Origin of the sequence: Saccharopolyspora sp. NPDC047091, assembly GCF_040643635.1 — a bacterium.
Lineage (GTDB): Bacteria > Actinomycetota > Actinomycetes > Mycobacteriales > Pseudonocardiaceae > Saccharopolyspora_C.
Genome location: NZ_JBEYUS010000013.1, coordinates 60,492 through 78,469, shown reverse-complemented (window position 1 = coordinate 78,469; position 17,978 = coordinate 60,492). Strand labels below are relative to the sequence as shown.

Sequence of the window (17,978 nt, the reverse complement as noted above, 5' to 3'; positions counted from 1 at the left end):
CGGATCGCCCCTGGCGAAAGCACCGGGCCGGGGCCACGCATCGCGAGATGCCTGTCCCCGGCCCGGAAAACGACCACCTGGTGCTCAGCCCGGAAGCTGGAACGCGGAGGCACCGGATTGCGGTGAGGTGGCCTCCGACTGCGTCGGCTGATCCGCGGAGGACTCGCCGCCGTCGTCGTCGCCGTCGTCACCGGAGGTCTCGGTCGGCTGGGACTGCTCCGTCGAGGTCGGCTGCTGCGTCGTCGTCGGCTGGGAGGTCTGCTCCGTGGACGTCGGCGTGCTCGACGTCTCCTCGTAGGTCTGCTCCTCCGAGGAACCGGAGCTCTCCGACGACTGGGTCGTCGGCGGCGGCAGCGGCGGCGGTGCCTGCAGCGAGGGGTTCGAGTCGTTGCCGGTCGGTTCCGGCGTGTTGCTGTTCAGGAACGCCGAGGTCACCAGCACCGCGACCACGGCGGCCGCGACCAGCGCGATCCCGGACAGCACCAGCGGGCGCCTGCTGCGCCGCGGCCGGTCGTCGAACGACGTCTCCGCACGCGAATCCGGGCCCAGGTACGAGGTCCGCGGGTTCGAGTCGTACTGGCCGTACTGGTCGTCGTCGTAGTAGGCGGTCCCACCGTGGTGGTCCTGCCCGACGACGCTGGTCGGAGCCAGGTCGGGCCTGCTGTCCGGGCCGATCGCGGGCGGGATCGGCGCGGCCATCGTGGGCACCGAGTTCGCCGAACCGCCCTCGGCGACCGCCAGCAGCATCTCCCGGACCTGCGCCATGTCCGGCCGGTCCTCGACGCGCACCTGCATCATCGCCATCAGCGGCTGGGCCATCGCGCCCGCCTGCTGCGGCGGTTCGATGCGGCCCGCGGCCACCGAGTGCAGCAGCGCCAGCGTGTTCTCGTTCAGCCCGAACGGCGGCCTGCCCTCGATCGCCGCGTACAGCGTCGCGCCCAGCGAGAACACGTCGGAGGCACCACTCGGCTCCCGGCCCATGGCGACGTCCGGCGACAGGTAGGCGGGCGTGCCCGCGAGCATCCCCGTCTTCGTCACCTGCACGTCGCCCTGGGCGCGCGAGATGCCGAAGTCGGTGATCTTCACCGTGCCGTTGTCGCCGAGCAGGATGTTGCCCGGCTTGATGTCGCGGTGCACCACCCCGGCCGCGTGCGCGGCGCCGAGCGCGGCCGCGGCCTGCGCACCGATCCGGGCCACCTCGCGCGGTGGCAGCGGTCCGTGGTCGGACATCATCGCCGCCAGGCTGGTGGAAGGCAGGTATTCCATGACCAGCACCGGCTGGCCTTCGTCCTCGGCTACGTCGTAGACCGAGATCGCGTGCTGGTGCTGCAGGCGCGCCGCGATGCGGCCTTCCCGCATTGCCCGCTGCCGCGCTTCCTCGGCCTCACCCGGGTCCAGTCCGGGCTGCAACAACAACTGCTTGACCGCGACAGTGCGGTGCAGGCGTTCATCCACACACTCCCACACCACGCCCATCGCGCCACTGCCGATGCGTCGCTGCACTCGGTAGCGTCCGGCGACCAGGCGACCTTCGTCGCTCACCGACGTCTCCCCGTACTGCTATCGATGCCCGCTCGAGCGCGGTCCCGAACCGGACGGATCCGGATCGGCACCGTCCCGTCGGGCATCGGGCGGTTTAGCGGACCGGTTCGGCCCTCCGACAACTACACGTTCGTTCAGCGCGGCCCGGTTCGGCCGGTGGCCGCACATCCGGCCGCGGTACGGCAGCCTAGCCGACGCCTTCTCGGCGCAGACCCGAAGTCGTGAGATCGGTGTGCCCGATTCCACGCGCGTCCGGCGAAGTGCCGTCGTCCTCCTGATCGCTCCCGAGGCCCGAAGTGTTTCCGCAGTCCACACGTGGCGTGCTCGGTCCGTCGGCGGAGCGTGTCCGCGCCGGTCCCGGTGCGGACCGCAGGTGTCCGGTTCGTACCGGGATGACCTCGGCGGTGATCGGGGAGGAGGCGGGCACCGCGGCGTCGTTGCCGCATTGTTGTGATTCGCGCCCCACGGTACGCGTCGCGCGCACCGTGCGGGGTCAGCGGGGGAAGTGCTGGAACGACCGCAGCTGCACCTCGACCCGGCCGTCCGCGCCGAGGTGCAGCAGGTGCCGCAGCAGCGAGTGCGAGCCGTCCGGGTGCTTGACCTCCACGAGCGCCCGCACCAGCTGCGGGGACTCGGCGCGCAGCAGCAGCGGCCGCACCGCGACCGCCTCGCGCCACGCGCCGTCCGGCCCGCCGCGGTCCGTCGCGGGCAGGCCGGGGGCGAGGCGGGGCATGGCGAGCGCGGGGGAGCGGTCGAGGTGGTCGTAGAACTCGCGGGCCGTCGTCACCGCGTCGACGTCCGCGGCCGGTTCCGGGGCGAGCACCTGCCGCGGGTGCTGCGGGGACTGCACGGATTCCACGGCGGGCTCGGCGGGTTCCGGGTCGCCGCCGAGCAGGTCGTCGCCCGTGGCCGGGGACACCCCGGTGAGCGTGGCGGTGGCGACGGCCGCGCCGACCAGCAGCGCGGTGCACAGCGTGCCCACCGCGGCCCGCACGCCCGGCGAGTCCGGGGTGCCGCTCGCCGGTGCCGCGGTGTCGAGCAGTGCGTTGACGAGCTCTTCGGTCTGCGCCGATTCCTCCGCGCTCAGCCGCAGCGGTTCCGGGGCGAACCAGAGCGGCTTCGGCTTGCGCAGCACCAGTTCGGCGACCGCCGCCCGGCGGGAGGACGCGGGCGGTTCGGTGGCGGGTGCGGCGAGGAACGGTGGCAGCGGCCGGGTGTCGGTGTCGTCGATCCGGCCGATCGGGCGGGTGATCGCACCGCCGCCGTCGCGGCCGCACCGGCGGCAGCACCGGCTCGCGGTGGCGGTCAGGTGTTCGTGGTCGGAGGCGCGGCGGGGGAGCGGCGGGAGCGGTGCCTGCTCGCGACCCTCGGCGCGGGTCCCACCGGTGTCTTGCGGGCTGTCGCGGAGCAGGGGTATTCGGTGCCGCATCTCGATTCGCCGAGCCTCCTTCGTCTCGAACCGGCCGGGTACGTGGCCGGGTCGGGGGTCGCACGGTCGCTGCGATTGCACTCGTACTCCTCACCGAACGTGTTCGGGGGGTTCGGGGCGTGACTTCACCTGAAAGAGAAGCGCTGGCCGGAGCGGGCGATCTCTAACAGCCCATCCGGTCACCGTCGGTCACCTCGTGTCGGGCGTCAGGCCGCGTCGTCGGCGTACACCCGCGGGTTCGCGCCGGGCGTGAAGCGCAACCGCCGCTGCTGCTCCCGCACCGAGCCGTCGGCGCCGGTGATGCGCAGGGTCGTGACGGTGCTCGCCGAGGTGGCCGACACGGACAGCACCTCCACCGCGGCCGCGTCCCGGTACCGCTCGGCGAACGCGTCGAAACCCGCCGCCCGCAGCCGCCCGGTCGTCCCGGCGTAGGCCCCGGCGAGGTCGTGGGAGCTGATCGCGCCGAAGTAGTCCGCCGAGCGGGCCGCCACCAGCTGCGGATCGGCGAAGGACAGCAGCTCGTCCCGGTAGGTGACCGGCGCGGGTGGCCGCGGCGGTGCCTGCGGTGCGGCCTCCGGTGCCTCGTCCACCGGAGCGGGGTAGTCACCCGCGCCCGGAACCGGCCCGGGAGCGCCGTGCTCCGGAGCCGGGGCGGGCGGGAGGTCCGCCGCGCCGGGGGCCTCCGGCTGCGCCGGGCCGGGCGGCGGCGCGATCCCCGGACCCGGTACCCGGTCGGCGAGCGCGTCCGGGCGCTGGGTGTGCGGGTGCCGGGCGTGCGGTTCGGGGGCGGGCGCCGGGAACTGCGTGGCCCGCGGCATCCGCGGCAGCTGCAGGGCGTCGATCGAGGTGGTCGGGCTGACCAGCGTGGTCGCGATCAGCAGCAGTCCGCTGAGCACGGCACCGGCGGACAGCACCGCGAACCAGGCCGCGCGGCGCGAGGAACGCGGTGGCGTGACGGAGGCGGGCACCATGCCGAGGTCGAACTTGTGCAGGCCGCCGACCGGGGTGGTGTCGCTCAGCGGATCGGTACCCGGCGCGGCGGCGGGCGCTGGGGCGGCGGCCACGGTGGCTGCCGCCCTGGTGGTGGCAGCCCCGGTGGCGGCGCCGGTCGCTCCGGTGGCGGCCTCGGTGGTGGTGCTCGCGACGGTGCTCGCCACCGCGGGCAGCGGGCCGGTGTCCGCGAACGGGTCGTGCACGCCGGTGTCGGCGGCGCACGCGCTGATCGCGCGGATCCGGTGCGGGCCCGCGCCCGGCGCGGGCTGTTCGATGAGGCCGCTCCAGCTGACGCCGGTGCTCGTGGCGCGGCCGAAGTTCGTCGGCCACGCGCCGTAGGAACCGGGAGCCGGGCCGACGGCCGCACCGCCCGGCCAGGGCGGAGCGGGGAGGTCGTCGTGCTCGGTCGTGGTCGCCGAGGGGGACACCGCCGAAGGGGTCATGGTCGGCGAGGCTAGGCAGCGCCGCGCGCCCCTCGCGTCACACGAGTCGGTGATAACACTGACTACCGCCCGAAAGAGGGACGGCGCGCGGCGATTTTTGACTTGCGATCACAGCCCGGAGTAGTTCCCGCTCAGGCAGCCACTCGGGTCGGTGAGGATCAGTAGTCGTTGTTGCGGAACTTCGTCTGGGTGGTCTGGAGCGCCTTGAGCGCGCCGACACCCCCGCCCGCACCGAGCAGCATGGCGAACACGTCGGCCCCGCCGGACCCGCCGAGCGCGATGAGCAGCGCGACCACCGTGACCGCCAGCGTCGCCCCCGCGACCGGCAGCCGCTTCCGCGCGAAGTCGGCCACCGGCTGACCGCCCGGCCGCTTCTTCGCCGCCGAGGTCAGCATTCCGAGGTAGGCCCCGTGCCCGGCGGCGGCGGCGACCGCCACGAGCGTGACGAGCAATGCGACGATCCCGATGAGTGCACCCATGCCTCCAGTCTGCCCTGTCGCGGACCGGTCCGGTATGGGTGGTTTCCCCGAGGCCCGTCCGGGCAAGTTCGGCGCTGAGCTGGGCCTGCGCCGCCGCCCGCGGAAGCGGTTGTGCCGATCCACTGGATTGAGATCGGCATCACGCATAGGTTCTCAGGCTATGAACGATCGCCCCGCCGAACTCCCGGACCAGTACTCCCTCGCCGGCAAGCGGGCGGTCGTGACCGGCGCGGCCAGCGGCATCGGTTCCGCCACCGCCCGCAGGCTGGCCGCGAGCGGGGCGACCGTGATCGTCGTGGATCGCGCGGCGGAAGCGGTGGAGCGGATCGCGGCGGAGATCGACGCCGAGGCGCGCATCGTCGACCTGGAGGACCCGGACGCGGCGGCCGGGCTGGGCGAGCACGCCGACATCGTGGTCAACAACGCCGGCCTGCAGCACGTGGCGCCGGTGCACCAGTTCCCGCCGGAGATGTTCGCGAAGCTGGTGACGGTGATGCTGGAGTCGCCGTTCCGGTTGATCCGCGCCGCCCTGCCCGGCATGTACGAGCGGGGCTGGGGCCGGATCGTGAACATCTCCTCGGTGCACGGCCTGCGCGCGTCCCCGTTCAAGAGCGCCTACGTGGCGGCCAAGCACGGCCTGGAAGGGCTGTCGAAGACGGTCGCGGTGGAGGCCGCGGGCTACGGCGTCACCTCGAACTGCGTCTGCCCGGGCTTCGTGCGGACCCCGCTGGTGGAGCGGCAGGTCGCCGAGCAGGCGGAGCTGCACCGGGTGCCGGAGGAGCAGGTCGTGGAGGACGTGCTGCTGGCGCGCACCCCGGTGAAGCGGCTGGTGGAACCGGACGAGGTGGCCGACCTGGTGCACTGGTTGTGCGGCCCGAGCACGGCGTCGATCACCGGCTCGTCGTTCCCGATGGACGGCGGCTGGACGGCGCACTGACCGCCCGGCCGTCCGCGCCGGGTGCACGGCCCGCCGCCGGGCCGTGCACCTCGGATGATCAGTGCACCTCGGGCGATCAGCGGCCCAGGCGGCCGCGGCCGAGGCGGAGCAGGATCATCGCCAGCTCGCGGCCTTCCGGCCCCAGCTCCCGGTAGCGCGCCAGGACGTCCATCTCGCGGTTGTAGACGATGCGCGGTCCGCCGTCAGCCATCCGCGCCTCGCCCACCTGCCGGGAGACGTCGGCGCGGCGCTTGATCAGCCGCAGGATCTCGGCGTCCAGGTAGTCGATCTCCTCGCGGAAGTTCGCGATGGCCTCGGTGGCGGGACGCGCCGGGGTATCCGGTGCGTCGTTCGGCTCGGGCTGGTGCTGCTCACCGTCCACAGCGGCGTTCATGACTCGTCCTCCGAATCGGCCCCACCCCGGACCGGACATGTGAAACGCCCCGAGTCCGAGGACCCCGGGGCGTCGTAGTGGTGTGCGCGCTCACACGGCTACGGGCGTCGGAATCCCGGTCCGCCCGTAGTAAAAGTTCGCGCAAGCGAGGCGCGTCCGCGTCAGCACGCCGCCAGTCTGCCACAACCCGAGCTCCGGTGGCCATCCACCGGGACGACGTTCCCGATCGCTGGGACCGCCGTCGGCGGCCGGGCTGTCGGGGGCGGCCGGTAACGTGGAGCGACGATGAGCACCCTCTTCGATCTCCCGCACGACGGTTCCTCCGAGTCCGGTTCCGGCCCGGCGGGGCACGAACCGGACGCGCTGCTCGCGGGCCTGAACTCGCAGCAGCGCGACGCCGTGGCGCACACCGGTTCCCCGCTGCTGATCGTCGCGGGCGCCGGGTCCGGCAAGACCAGGGTGCTCACCAGCCGCATCGCGCACCTGCTGGCGCAGGGCGTGCACCCCGGCCAGATCATGGCGATCACGTTCACGAACAAGGCCGCCGCGGAGATGAAGGAGCGCGTCGCCGACCTGGTGGGCCGCCGGTCGAACGCGATGTGGGTGTCCACGTTCCACTCGATGTGCGTGCGGGTGCTGCGCCGCGAGGCGAAGGCGCTGGGGCTGTCGTCGAACTTCTCCATCTACGACTCCGACGACTCCAAGCGGCTCATCACGATGATCGGCCGCGAGCTGGAGCTGGACTCGAAGCGGTACCCGGCGAAGACGCTGTCGATCCACGTGTCCAACCTGAAGAACGAGCTGGTCACGCCGGAGGAGGCCGCCGAGCGCGCGGGCAACGACCTGGAGCGCAAGGTCGCGCAGGTCTACGCCGCCTACCAGCGCAGGCTGGCCGATTCGCAGGCCGTGGACTTCGACGACCTGATCATGCGCACGGTCGACCTGCTGCGCGGCCACCCGGACATCGCCGAGCACTACCGCCGCCGCTTCCGGCACGTGATGGTCGACGAGTACCAGGACACCAACCACGCCCAGTACGCCCTGGTGCGCGAGCTGGTCGGCACCGAGGACACCGAGCTGGGCACCCCGCCCGCCGAGCTGTGCGTGGTCGGGGACGCCGACCAGTCGATCTACGCGTTCCGCGGCGCGACGATCCGCAACATCGAGGAGTTCGAGCGGGACTACCCGCAGGCGCGCACGATCCTGCTGGAGCAGAACTACCGCTCGACGCAGACGATCCTCACCGCCGCGAACTCGGTGATCCGCCGCAACCCCAACCGCCGGGACAAGCGGCTGTGGAGCGATGCGGGGGACGGGGCCCCGATCGTCGGCTACGTCGCGGACAACGAGCACGACGAGGCCGCGTTCGTCGCGGGCGAGATCGACCGGCTCGTCGACGACGGCGAGGTCACGTTCAACGACATCGCGGTGTTCTACCGGACGAACAACCAGTCGCGGGTGTTCGAAGAGGTCTTCATCCGGCTCGGCCTGCCGTACCGCGTGGTCGGCGGCGTGCGGTTCTACGAGCGCCGCGAGGTCCGGGACGCCCTCGCCTACCTGCGCGTGCTGGACAACCCGGACGACACGGTGAGCCTGCGCCGCATCCTCAACGTGCCCAAGCGGGGCATCGGGGACCGGGCGGAGGCCGTCGTCGCCGCGCACGCCGACCAGGAGCGCACCTCCTTCGCCACCGCGCTGCGGGCGGCCGCGGCGGGCCGGGTGCCGGCGCTGGCGACCCGCGCGCAGAAGCAGATCGCCGGGTTCGTGGCGCTGCTCGACGAGCTGGGCGAGGTCGCCGCCGAAGCCGACGTGGCCGAGGTGCTCGACGCGGTGCTGGAGCGCACCGGCTACCGCGGCGAGCTGGAGGCCAGCGACGACCCGCAGGACGCGACGCGGGTGGAGAACCTCGTCGAGCTCGTCACCGTCGCCCGCGAGTTCATCGAAGCCCGCGCGCCGCAGGCGGGCGAGGTCGCCACCGAGGGCACTGACCCGTCCGCGGAGGCCGTCGTCGCTCCCGCCGAACCGGCCGCGGAGGACCCCGAAGAGCAGGACCTCGGCCTGCCCGCCGACGACTCGCTCGCCGCGTTCCTGGAGCGGGTGTCCCTGGTCGCCGACGCCGACTCGCTGCCCGAGTCCGGCGACGGCGTGGTCACCCTGATGACGCTGCACACCGCGAAGGGCCTCGAGTTCCCGGTGGTGTTCTCCACCGGCTGGGAGGACGGGATCTTCCCGCACATGCGGGCGTTGAGCGATCCCGCGGAACTCGCCGAGGAGCGCAGGCTCGCCTACGTCGGCATCACCCGCGCCCGGCAGCGGCTGTACCTGTCGCGGGCGCTGATGCGCTCGGCGTGGGGCCAGCCGATGGCGAACCCCGCGTCCCGGTTCCTCACCGAGATCCCGGACGAGCTGATGGAGTGGCGGCGCATCGAACCGGAGCGCGCCGCACCGCAGGTGCGCAGCACCTGGGGCGGTCGCGGCGGCTTCGACCGGGGCGGTTCGGACTCGGCGCAGGCCTCGGTGGCCTCGCGGGGCCTGCGCAGCACCGGGGCGCCCGGCTGGAAGGACACCGTCGCCATCAAGCTCGACGCCGGGGACCGGGTCACGCACGACAAGTACGGCCTCGGCACGGTGCTGGCGACCGAGGGGGAGGGGCCGCGGGCCACCGCGACCATCGACTTCGGCAGCTCGGGCACGGTCCGGCTCATGCTCATCGGCAGCGTCCCGATCACCAAGCTCTGAGTCCTCTCCCGCGAGGCCGGCCCTCAGCCGAAGTGCATGGTGAGGATGAGGGCCAGCCTGCGCAGCGCGGGGATCCCGCCCATGCCGCGCAGCAGCGCCCGGTAGGCGGGGTGCACGCGTTCCAGCCCGGGGACGTCGAAGAAGGTGCGCTCCTCGTCGAGGACCAGTCCCGGCACGGCCCGCTCCAGCTCGGCGCCGCCGCGCACGCCCCAGGTCAGCCGGGCCCCGGCCGCGCGAACCGCGCCGTTGAGCAGGTGCGCCCAGCGCGTCGCGAGCGGGCTCTGCACGTCGCAGATCAGGTGCCCGGCGGGGAAGTGCTCGGTGATCCGGCGCAGCAGCGCGGTCCCGTCCGCTTCGGTGAGGTACATCAGCAGTCCTTCGGCGACGACCAGCACCGGCCGGTCGCCGGGAATGCCGTCCAGCAGGTCGGGCGCGGTGACCGAGGCGCCGAGGACGTGGTGGTGCGGCCGTGCCGGGTAGATCCGCTCCCGCAGGTCGATGACCTCGGGGAGGTCGATGTCGTACCACTCGACGCTCGGCGGCGGGTCGAGCCGCCGGCCGCGGCTGTCCAGCCCGCACCCGAGGTGCAGCACGACCACGTCCGGGTTCGCCGCGAGCCGCACCGCGGTGAGGTCGTCGAACAGCCGCCCGCGCAGCGCCACGGACAGCGCGTCGTTCCCGCGCAGCCCGGTGGCGGCGAAGTCGTGGTCGATGCGCCGCACGGCCTCCTCGGCGTACGGGTCGTGCAGCACCGGGTTCGCGGTGCGGCTGTGCAGCGCGCGCCCGTAGAGGGTGGCGAGCATGGTCGCCGGTGCTCCGGTGAGGTCGGCTCGTTCGCGGTCCATCGGTTGCTCCCCAGGTGAGTGCGGTCCTGCGGAGCTGAAGCTACGCTCTTTTCACAACTTCGTGAAATAAAGGAAGCGTATAAAATCATGCGGGTGGAGCACGGGGAGCCGGACGCGGCGGGCAGGTTCGTGGAGCGCTTCGCGCTGGACCTGGCGGCCGCCGGGATGCCGCGGATGGCGGCGCGGGTGTTCGCCGGGCTGCTCATCGCCCCCGACGCGCGCCGCACGGCCGCGGAGATCGCCGAGCGGCTGCGGATCAGCCCGGCCGCGGTGTCCGGCGCGGTCCGCCACCTGGTGCAGGCGGGCATGGTCGTCCGGGAGCGCGAACCGGGGCTGCGCCGCGATCACTACCGGGTCCGGGACGACCTCTGGTACGAGACGATCATGCAGCGGGACGGGATGCTCGAAGCCTGGGTGCGCACCCTCGCGGTCGGCGTGGATGCGGTGGGCGCGGACACCGAGGCGGGCCTGCGCCTGGACGAGACGCGCCGCTTCTTCGACTTCCTCCGCGCCGAGATGCCCGAGCTGATGCGGCGGTGGCGGGAGCAGCGGTGAACCGCCGATGACCTGCCGGACGGCCGGAGCGGACGGCTCGCCGGACCGTCACCGGCCGGGCGGGTCGTCCGCTCGCGGAACCGGGTGGATCAGGTGACGTCGACGCCGCGCTCGCTCAGCCACGGCAGCGGGTTGATCTTCTTGCCGCTGGAGTTCCACACCTCGAAGTGCAGGTGGGTACCGGTGGAGAAGCCGCGGTTGCCCATGGTGGCGATCTGGTCGCCCGCCTTCACCTTCTCGCCTTCGCTGGCGGTGATGGTGTTGACGTGGCCGTAGACGGTGATCGTGCCGTCCTCGTGCTGCACGCGCACCCACAGGCCGAAACCGCTCGCCGGGCCCGCGTCGATGACCACGCCGTCGGCGGCGGAGACGATCGGGGTGCCCTTGCTGTTGGCGATGTCGATGCCGTAGTGCGTGGTGCCCCAGCGGCCGCCGAAACCGGAGGTGAAGGTGCCCTCGGCCGGAGCGACGATCTTCGGTCGCTTGGCCTCCTCCTCGGCGGCGATGCGGGCGGCCTCTTCCTCCGCGCGCTGCTCGGAGATGCGCTCGCTCTTGGCCAGCTTCTGGACTTCGGAGTCCGCGCTGCTGACCTTGGCGACCGGCAGCATCTCCGGGGCCGGGGCGGAACCGCCCATGCCGCTGGAGGAGTCGTCGGCGGCGGAGCTGAACGAGGCGGCCGCGTCCTGACCGGAGGCGAGCGGGGTGATGCCGTCCTGGTCGGGGGCCGGGTCGCCGCTGGCCATCGACTGGCCGGCGGCGGCGAACGCGCCTGCTGCGACGGCTGCGACGACGAGCCGACCGCGGATGACCGAAGGCGGGGTGGACATCCGCCGCTGGCGCTGTTGCGGAAGATCGTGCGGGGACGACTCCTCGGCGATCGGGGCGCCGCCGGGGGAGCGGTGTCGAGACAAGGCCTGCCCTTCCGTCTCGGGGAGTCCGTCACTGGCTCCCGGACGGGGTTCCGGGGCGCCGGTCGGGGTAACCGGCGTTCGTGATCGGACCGTGACAACGGACCGGGGGACAGTAACCAGGCTCATCCCCTAGGGGCAAATCCCGATCAGTGCTTGTTTCACTACACGGAGTGACCGACTCGAGGCGTGCTGACGCGGCCGCGTGCCGTGCGGCTGCGCGGTGGGCGGTGTTACCGAGTGGCACTGCCTGGCGGTTCGTGATCGAGGAAGACGGTCCCGTTCGGACTAGAGGAACGGGGTGGTTCCGCTTCGGGCAGTGATGCGCCACGCCTGCGAGTGATGCAAGTCACATAAAAATGCTCGCAATGCACTCAACCCCGATGACCCGTCCGGGGCCTCAAGTCGGACAACCCGCCCGGCGCTCCCGCTATTCCCGGCCCTCCCGAAGCGCCCCCGCAGCGGCCACGGTCCCGGCGCAACCGCCGCCCGAGCCGACATCCCCGACACCGTGCGTAGCCGCCGCAGATCCCCGGCGGGCCTCGGGGCGATCAGTTGCTAGCGTCGGCGCGGTGAGTGCCCGGCCCGATCTCCCGTTCGAATCCCCGGAGACGCAGATGAGCCGCCCGACGGCGCCCGAACCCACCGGTCCGCCGACCGGTCTCACCGCAGCGATCGCGCTGTCCGCGCTCGGCGCGCTGCTCGCCGCGTTCGCCCCGCTGCTCGGCCTGGTCGCGCCGGACATGCCGACCGGGTTCACCTCCTGGCCGTGGCTGCTGGTGCCCGCGCTGATCCCGGCGGTGCTCGCCGCGGTGTTCCGCGGGAGCAGGCCCGCGCTGGCCGCCGCCGTGCTGCTCGGACCCGCGGTGCTCGCGCCCGGCCGCCTGGTGCAGGACGCGCAGCTCGTCGTCGACGCCGGGCTCGCGGCCCGGCCCGAGCTGCTGCTGCCCGACACGCTCGACCCGCTCGGCCCGGCGCTCGGCACCTGGTTGCTGCTGGCCGGGCACCTGCTCGCCCTCGCCGCCGGGGTGCTCGCGCTGATCGCGGGCCGCGGGCTGTTCGACCACGCCGACGGCTCCTCCGATGCGTTCGGCTCGTTCGGCGAGGACGCCTTCGCGGGCAGCTCCGTCGCCGAGGCCGCCGCCGACGGCGCCCCCGGGCGCGGGCGCGCCGGCGCGCGCAGGCAGGGGCTGCTCGCGCTCGTGCTGTGCGCGACCGCCATCGCCGCGGTCGGGCTGCTGATGGGGCCGTTCACCTCCGAGGACCCGTACCTGCTGGCCAAGCCCGCCGTGGAAGCGCCGGTCCCGGTCGCGCTCGGCAGCCTGCTGCTGGCGATCGCCGTGCCCGCGGCCGCCGCGTTCATGTCCGGTTCCGCCGACCGCGACCTGGTGCGCGGCGGGCTGCTCGGGCTCGCCGCCGGGCTGGCCGCCGTCGCGGTGCCGCCGCTGGTCGCGGTGGCGCTGCTGCCCCGGCTGCAGTTCGGCTGGGGACCGGCGCTCGAACTGGGCGCCGCGCTCGTGCTGGTCGGGCTGGCCGTCGAGGGCGGTCGCGACCCGGCCCGCGGCTCCGGCGACGTGCGGCTGCCCGCGCTGACCCGGCTGCTGCGGACCGCGGGCGCGCTCGCGGTGCTCGCCGGCGCGCTGGCCATCACCGGCGCGCTCACCCCGCACCTGGAGATGCCCAGCTGGGTCGACGACCCGTCGCTGTACCCGGCGCGGCTGCTGTGGCCCGGTGGCGTCCTGCTGGTGCTGCTCGGCGCGGCGCTGCTGGTGCCCTCGATCGCCGCCGCCGTGCGCCCCGCGCTGGCCGTGGCCTGGACGGCGGTGCCGCTGGCCGGAGCCGCCGCGCTCGACACCGTGCTCACCGCCACCCAGGTCGCGGGCGCGAACGCGGCCCCGGGCGCGTGGATCTCCGGCGGAGCCATGGCGTGCGCGCTGCTCGCCGCGATCACCGCCGCGCTGGCGGGCGGCGTGGAACGCGAAGAGGTCGACCTGGCCGAACCGGACTGGCACCCGGAGCGCGGCGCCGACGACCTCGCCGAGCGGAGCTGGCGGCCTGCGGTCGCGGTGCCCGCCGCGGTCGCCGCGCTGCTCGGGCTCGCCGCGGTGCTGCTGCCGGTGCTCGCCGCGCCCGACTACACCGCGCCCGGGGTGTTCACCCGGTTCAGCACGTCCTCCTGGGGGCTGATCGGTGCCGGGGTCGCGGTGCTGGTCGCCGCGGTGCTCGCCGTCCGCAGCAGGCCCCCGCGCGCCGCCGCGCTGCTCGTCGGCGCCGCGCTGGTGATGGCCGTGCGCGCGCTGGAGTTCCCGCTCACCGCGGGCCGTGCCGAGGGTGCCGTGCCGGGGCCCGGGCTCTGGTGCGCGATCGCCGCCGCCGTCGTGCTGCTGGTCGCCGCGGCGCTCGCCGCCCGCTCGCCGGAGCGCTGACGCCGGAGCCGCTGACGCCGGAGCGCTGCTCGTCGGAGTGCTGACTCCGGAAGGCTGCTCGTCGGAGTTCTGGTCGCCGCGTTGACGTCGGAGCGCCGCTCGCGGTCCGCTCGCCGGAGTGCTGATCGCCGCGACAGCTGACGCCGGAGCGCTGACGCCGCAACGCGGGCGCGAAATCCGGCGGTGCGCAAAAACGGGCGAAATTGCGCGCCGGGTCCCCTTGACGCGCGCCGAACCGGTGTTCCGTTCGTCACTCCGCGGCCCGGTCCAGCGGTTTTCCAGCACCGAAATCCCCGGTCTGGATGCATCCACCTGCGGCGATCGGGCGAACGGGGTGAGCCAGTTCACCGGGTGCGGCGCACCGGTCGTCCTCGCAGGTCGCTATGGTCGCCCAGTCCGACACCGACGTCGCAGGAGAGTCGAGTGGACCTGTACGAGTACCAGGCGAAGGAACTCTTCGCTTCCCACGGAGTGCCGACGCTGCCCGGTTCCGTGGCCACCAATCCCGAAGAGGCCAAGGCAGCCGCCGACGAACTCGGCGGGCCCGTGGTGGTCAAGGCCCAGGTGAAGACCGGGGGCCGCGGCAAGGCCGGTGGCGTGAAGCTGGCCGAGACGCCGGACGAGGCCCAGACCAAGGCCGAGGCGATCCTCGGCTTGGACATCAAGGGCCACGTGACGCGTCGTGTGCTGATCACGACCGCCTCCGACATCGCCGACGAGTACTACTTCTCCTTCCTGCTCGACCGCGCCAACAGGAACTTCCTGGCGATGGCCTCGGTCGAGGGCGGGATGGAGATCGAGGAAGTCGCCGCGACCAAGCCCGAGGCGCTGGCGCGCATCGCGATCGACCCGATCCAGGGCGTGGACGCCGCCAAGGCCCGCGAGATCGTCGAGGCCGCGAAGTTCCCGGCCGAGGTGGCCGACCAGGTCGTCGACGTGATCGTCAAGCTGTGGGAGACCTTCGTTTCGGAGGACGCCACGCTCGTCGAGATCAACCCGCTGGTCAAGGACCCGCAGGGCAAGATCATCGCGCTGGACGGCAAGGTCACGCTGGACGAGAACGCCGCGTTCCGGCAGCCGCAGCAGGCCGAGCTGGTCGACGCCGAGGCGGAGGACCCGCTGGAGGCGAAGGCCAAGGCCAAGGGCCTCAACTACGTCAAGCTCGACGGCGAGGTCGGCATCATCGGCAACGGCGCCGGCCTGGTCATGTCCACGCTGGACGTGGTGGCGTACGCGGGCGAGGCGCACTCGAACGTCAAGCCCGCCAACTTCCTGGACATCGGCGGCGGCGCGTCCGCCGAGGTCATGGCGGCCGGGCTGGACGTCATCCTCGGGGACAACGACGTGAAGTCGGTGTTCGTCAACGTCTTCGGCGGGATCACCGCCTGCGACGCCGTCGCCAACGGCATCGTGCAGGCGCTGAAGATCCTGGGCGACGACGCGACCAAGCCGCTGGTCGTCCGGCTCGACGGCAACAACGTCGAGGAAGGCCGGCGCATCCTGGCCGAGGCGAACCACCCGCTGGTCACCCTGGTCGACACGATGGACGGCGCGGCCGACAAGGCCGCCGAACTTGCTGCTGCGGGGGCGTGACCCATGGCCATCTTCCTCAACGAGAACAGCAAGGTCATCGTCCAGGGCATCACCGGGTCCGAGGGCACCAAGCACACCGCGCGGATGCTGAAGTCGGGCACGAACATCGTCGGTGGCGTCAACGCCCGCAAGGCCGGGCAGACCGTCGAGATCGAGGGCAAGGAGCTCACGGTCTACGGCACCGTCGCCGAGGCGATGAAGGAGACCGGCGCCGACGTGTCGGTGCTGTTCGTGCCGCCGAAGTTCGCCAAGGACGCGGTCATCGAGGCCATCGACGCCGAGATCCCGCTCGCCGTGGTGATCACCGAGGGCATCCCGGTGCACGACTCCGCCTACTTCTGGGCGCACGCGAACGCCACCGGCAACAAGACCCGCATCGTCGGGCCGAACTGCCCCGGCGTGATCTCGCCCGGCAAGTCCAACGCGGGCATCATCCCGGCGGACATCACCGGCCCCGGCAAGATCGGCCTGGTGTCGAAGTCGGGCACGCTGACGTACCAGATGATGTACGAGCTGCGCGACATCGGTTTCTCCACCGCCGTCGGCATCGGCGGTGACCCGATCATCGGCACCACGCACATCGACGCGCTCCAGGCGTTCCAGGACGACCCGGAGACCGAGGCGATCGTGATGATCGGCGAGATCGGTGGCGACGCCGAAGAGCGGGCCGCCGACTACATCAAGGCCAACATCACCAAGCCGGTGGTCGGCTACGTCGCGGGCTTCACCGCGCCGGAGGGCAAGACCATGGGCCACGCGGGTGCCATCGTGTCCGGTTCCTCGGGCACCGCGGCCGCGAAGAAGGAGGCCCTGGAGGCCGCCGGCGTCAAGGTCGGCAAGACCCCCAGCGAGACCGCGAACCTGATGCGCGAGATCGTCAAGGGCTGAGCTCCACCCTTCCCACGACCGGGGCCGGGCACCGAACGAGGTGCCCGGCCCCGGTCGTTCGCGCTGCGCTCGTCCGCTGCGGTGAACTTCTCCACACCTGCCAACCGGACGGGGTTCCGGGCGCGCGGCGGGTCGGGCCGGGGGCGGGCGCGGCGCGGCCGGGTGGCCGGTGACCGGTGCGGACGGCTTCGGACGGGGCGTGCGCGGGGGAGGAATGGGCGATCCGTACCCGTTCGGTGGCCGAATCACAGTCCGATACCGTTTCGGGTGTCACTCTTCCGGGAGGACACTTGTGTTCTCCTGACCCTCGGCGAGGAGGAGTCCTCTCAACCATGTCCACGCCCTACGGTGCACCGCCGCCCCACCAGCAGGCACCTCCGCACGCAGGGCCTCCTCGTGCGGAGCCGCCGCAGCCGGCGAACGCCGGTGGCACCGACCTCAAGTCCGTCCTGCCGCTCGTGGCCGCGGGAGCCGGGTTCATCGCCTACGTGCTCGGATTCTTCGACCAGGCCGCGGCCGGGCTGATCGGCGGCACGGCCGGGCTCGCCATCGTCGGGACCGCGGTGCTGATGGGGCTGCGCGTGCTGCCGAAGGCGCCGAACGTGCTGCCCGCGGCCGTCCCGCTCGCCGTCTACGGCGCGCTCGCCGTGCTGCAGGCCGTCATCGCCGGACTCGCCGGGGGCATCGCGATCGTCCAGCTCGTGCTGGCCCTCGTGCAGGCCGCCGTGGTCGTCGTGCTGCTGCTCGCCGAGTCCGAGGTCGTCGCGCTGCCCGGCGGCGGCGCCAAGGGCCCCGATCCGCGCGGCCGCCAGCAGGGCCCCGGCACCGGGCCGTTCCCGCCGCTCGGCCAGCCAGGGCCCGGCGGACCCGGCGCGCAGGGTCCGGGTACCCAGGGGCCGGGCGGTCCGGGACCGGGTGCGCCCGGTCCCGGTGGGCAGGGTCCGGGGCCGCAGGGTCCCGGTGGCCAGCCGCAGCAGCCGTGGGGACCGCCGCCCGGCCAGCCCGGTTTCGGCGGGCCGCAGGGCGGACCCGGCCAGCCGCAGCAGGGCCAGCCCGGCCAGCCGCAGCAGGGCCAGCCCGGCCAGCCGCATCCTGGCCAGGCCCAGCCGGGCCAGCCCGGCCAACCCCAGGGCGGGTACCCCGGCCAGGGCGGTCCCGGCCAGCCCGGCCCCGGCTACGGCCAGGGCGCGCCCGGCGGTTACGGGCAGGGCCCCGGCGGCGGCTACGGCGGCCCCGGTGCCTCCGGCGGTTACGCCCAGCAGCAGGGCCCGGACAGCCCCGCGGGCGGCTACGGCCAGCAGGGCCAGGACAGCCCCGCGGGCGGCTCGCCCGCAGGTGACCCCGGCCCGGCCTCCGCGCCGCAGCAGCAGGTCAACGACGGCCCGGAAGGCACCAGGCAGATGCCCTACCCCGGCCAGAACTGACGCAAGTCCCCCGAAGGGCGCCGACCGCATCCCGCGGCGGCGCCCTTCGCGCGTTCTCCGCCTTCTCCTGTCCGCGGCGAAGCCGCTGAGCAGCGACCACGCACGCAGCAGGACCACGCCCCACGCCGAGTCTTTTCGCCTTTCCTGTCAGCGGCGAAGCCGCTGAGCGCCGTCCACGCACGCAACCGGCACCGCCGCGGGTTCTCAGCGGCTTCCTCGCGAGGACGAGGACAGCGTTTTCTCATGTGGCGGAGCCACCTGTGAAAACGATCCCGCAGCGAGGAAGCCGCTGAGGTTCCGCCACCCGCCCCACCTCGCAGAACGAGCCCGGAGACAACCGGAGAGACGAACTCTGCGTGATCGTCGTCGCTCGATGGGCGGAC

The 17,978-nt window shown here is 73.3% G+C and carries 14 protein-coding genes; 7 read left to right on the top strand and 7 right to left on the bottom strand.

What is annotated here, in order from left to right; all coding sequences use genetic code 11:
* Positions 1–84: 84 nt before the first annotated feature.
* The 4 genes from ABZ805_RS09090 to ABZ805_RS09075 form a co-directional block, all read right to left on the bottom strand.
* Positions 85–1,542: a serine/threonine-protein kinase gene (locus tag ABZ805_RS09090; RefSeq protein ID WP_358436614.1), complete on the bottom strand. Its 1,458-nt coding sequence runs from the start codon at positions 1,540–1,542 to the stop codon at positions 85–87.
* Positions 1,543–2,035: 493 nt separating this feature from the next.
* Entirely contained in the window at positions 2,036–2,971 is a 936-nt protein-coding gene (locus ABZ805_RS09085) for a hypothetical protein (protein WP_358436611.1), read from the bottom strand.
* 206 nt (positions 2,972–3,177) lie between these two features.
* The gene (locus ABZ805_RS09080) at positions 3,178–4,407 is read right to left on the bottom strand and encodes a hypothetical protein (RefSeq protein ID WP_358436608.1); all 1,230 of its coding nucleotides are present in this window, start codon (positions 4,405–4,407) and stop codon (positions 3,178–3,180) included.
* 158 nt (positions 4,408–4,565) lie between these two features.
* Complete coding sequence (locus ABZ805_RS09075; RefSeq protein ID WP_358436605.1) at positions 4,566–4,886, bottom strand: hypothetical protein; 321 nt, start codon at positions 4,884–4,886, stop codon at positions 4,566–4,568.
* Between the two features lie 160 nt (positions 4,887–5,046).
* Here ABZ805_RS09075 and ABZ805_RS09070 point away from each other — a divergent pair, with 160 nt between their 5' ends.
* Positions 5,047–5,823 (top strand): 3-hydroxybutyrate dehydrogenase, encoded by a 777-nt coding sequence (locus tag ABZ805_RS09070; protein ID WP_358436602.1) that lies wholly within the window; start codon positions 5,047–5,049, stop codon positions 5,821–5,823.
* A gap of 76 nt (positions 5,824–5,899) precedes the next feature.
* On the opposite strand, the gene ABZ805_RS09065 is transcribed toward ABZ805_RS09070, so the two are convergent.
* Entirely contained in the window at positions 5,900–6,217 is a 318-nt protein-coding gene (locus ABZ805_RS09065; protein WP_358436599.1) for a chorismate mutase, read from the bottom strand.
* A gap of 285 nt (positions 6,218–6,502) precedes the next feature.
* Between ABZ805_RS09065 and ABZ805_RS09060 the strand changes: the two genes are divergently transcribed.
* A complete protein-coding gene (locus tag ABZ805_RS09060) occupies positions 6,503–8,956 on the top strand; it encodes a UvrD-helicase domain-containing protein (RefSeq protein WP_358436596.1) in 2,454 nt (817 codons plus the stop codon).
* Positions 8,957–8,979: 23 nt separating this feature from the next.
* On the opposite strand, the gene ABZ805_RS09055 is transcribed toward ABZ805_RS09060, so the two are convergent.
* Entirely contained in the window at positions 8,980–9,801 is an 822-nt protein-coding gene (locus tag ABZ805_RS09055) for a class I SAM-dependent methyltransferase (RefSeq protein WP_358436593.1), read from the bottom strand.
* Positions 9,802–9,888: 87 nt separating this feature from the next.
* Between ABZ805_RS09055 and ABZ805_RS09050 the strand changes: the two genes are divergently transcribed.
* On the top strand, positions 9,889–10,356 hold the full coding sequence (locus ABZ805_RS09050; protein ID WP_358436591.1) for a MarR family transcriptional regulator: 468 nt from the start codon (positions 9,889–9,891) through the stop codon (positions 10,354–10,356).
* 89 nt (positions 10,357–10,445) lie between these two features.
* On the opposite strand, the gene ABZ805_RS09045 is transcribed toward ABZ805_RS09050, so the two are convergent.
* A complete protein-coding gene (locus ABZ805_RS09045; protein WP_358436588.1) occupies positions 10,446–11,183 on the bottom strand; it encodes a M23 family metallopeptidase in 738 nt (245 codons plus the stop codon).
* Positions 11,184–11,881: 698 nt separating this feature from the next.
* Between ABZ805_RS09045 and ABZ805_RS09040 the strand changes: the two genes are divergently transcribed.
* The 4 genes from ABZ805_RS09040 to ABZ805_RS09025 all read left to right on the top strand — a co-directional run bounded on the left by ABZ805_RS09040 (position 11,882) and on the right by ABZ805_RS09025 (position 17,595).
* Positions 11,882–13,690 carry a hypothetical protein gene (locus ABZ805_RS09040; protein WP_358436586.1) on the top strand — a complete coding sequence of 603 codons (1,809 nt, stop codon included), beginning with the start codon at positions 11,882–11,884 and terminating at the stop codon, positions 13,688–13,690.
* 423 nt (positions 13,691–14,113) lie between these two features.
* Complete coding sequence (gene sucC / locus ABZ805_RS09035) at positions 14,114–15,283, top strand: ADP-forming succinate--CoA ligase subunit beta (RefSeq protein ID WP_358436583.1); 1,170 nt, start codon at positions 14,114–14,116, stop codon at positions 15,281–15,283.
* Between the two features lie 3 nt (positions 15,284–15,286).
* Positions 15,287–16,171: a succinate--CoA ligase subunit alpha gene (gene sucD, locus ABZ805_RS09030; RefSeq protein ID WP_358436580.1), complete on the top strand. Its 885-nt coding sequence runs from the start codon at positions 15,287–15,289 to the stop codon at positions 16,169–16,171.
* Between the two features lie 332 nt (positions 16,172–16,503).
* Positions 16,504–17,595, top strand: a complete 1,092-nt coding sequence (locus ABZ805_RS09025; protein ID WP_358436577.1) for a DUF5336 domain-containing protein — start codon at positions 16,504–16,506, stop codon at positions 17,593–17,595.
* The last annotated feature ends 383 nt before the right edge of the window (positions 17,596–17,978 follow it).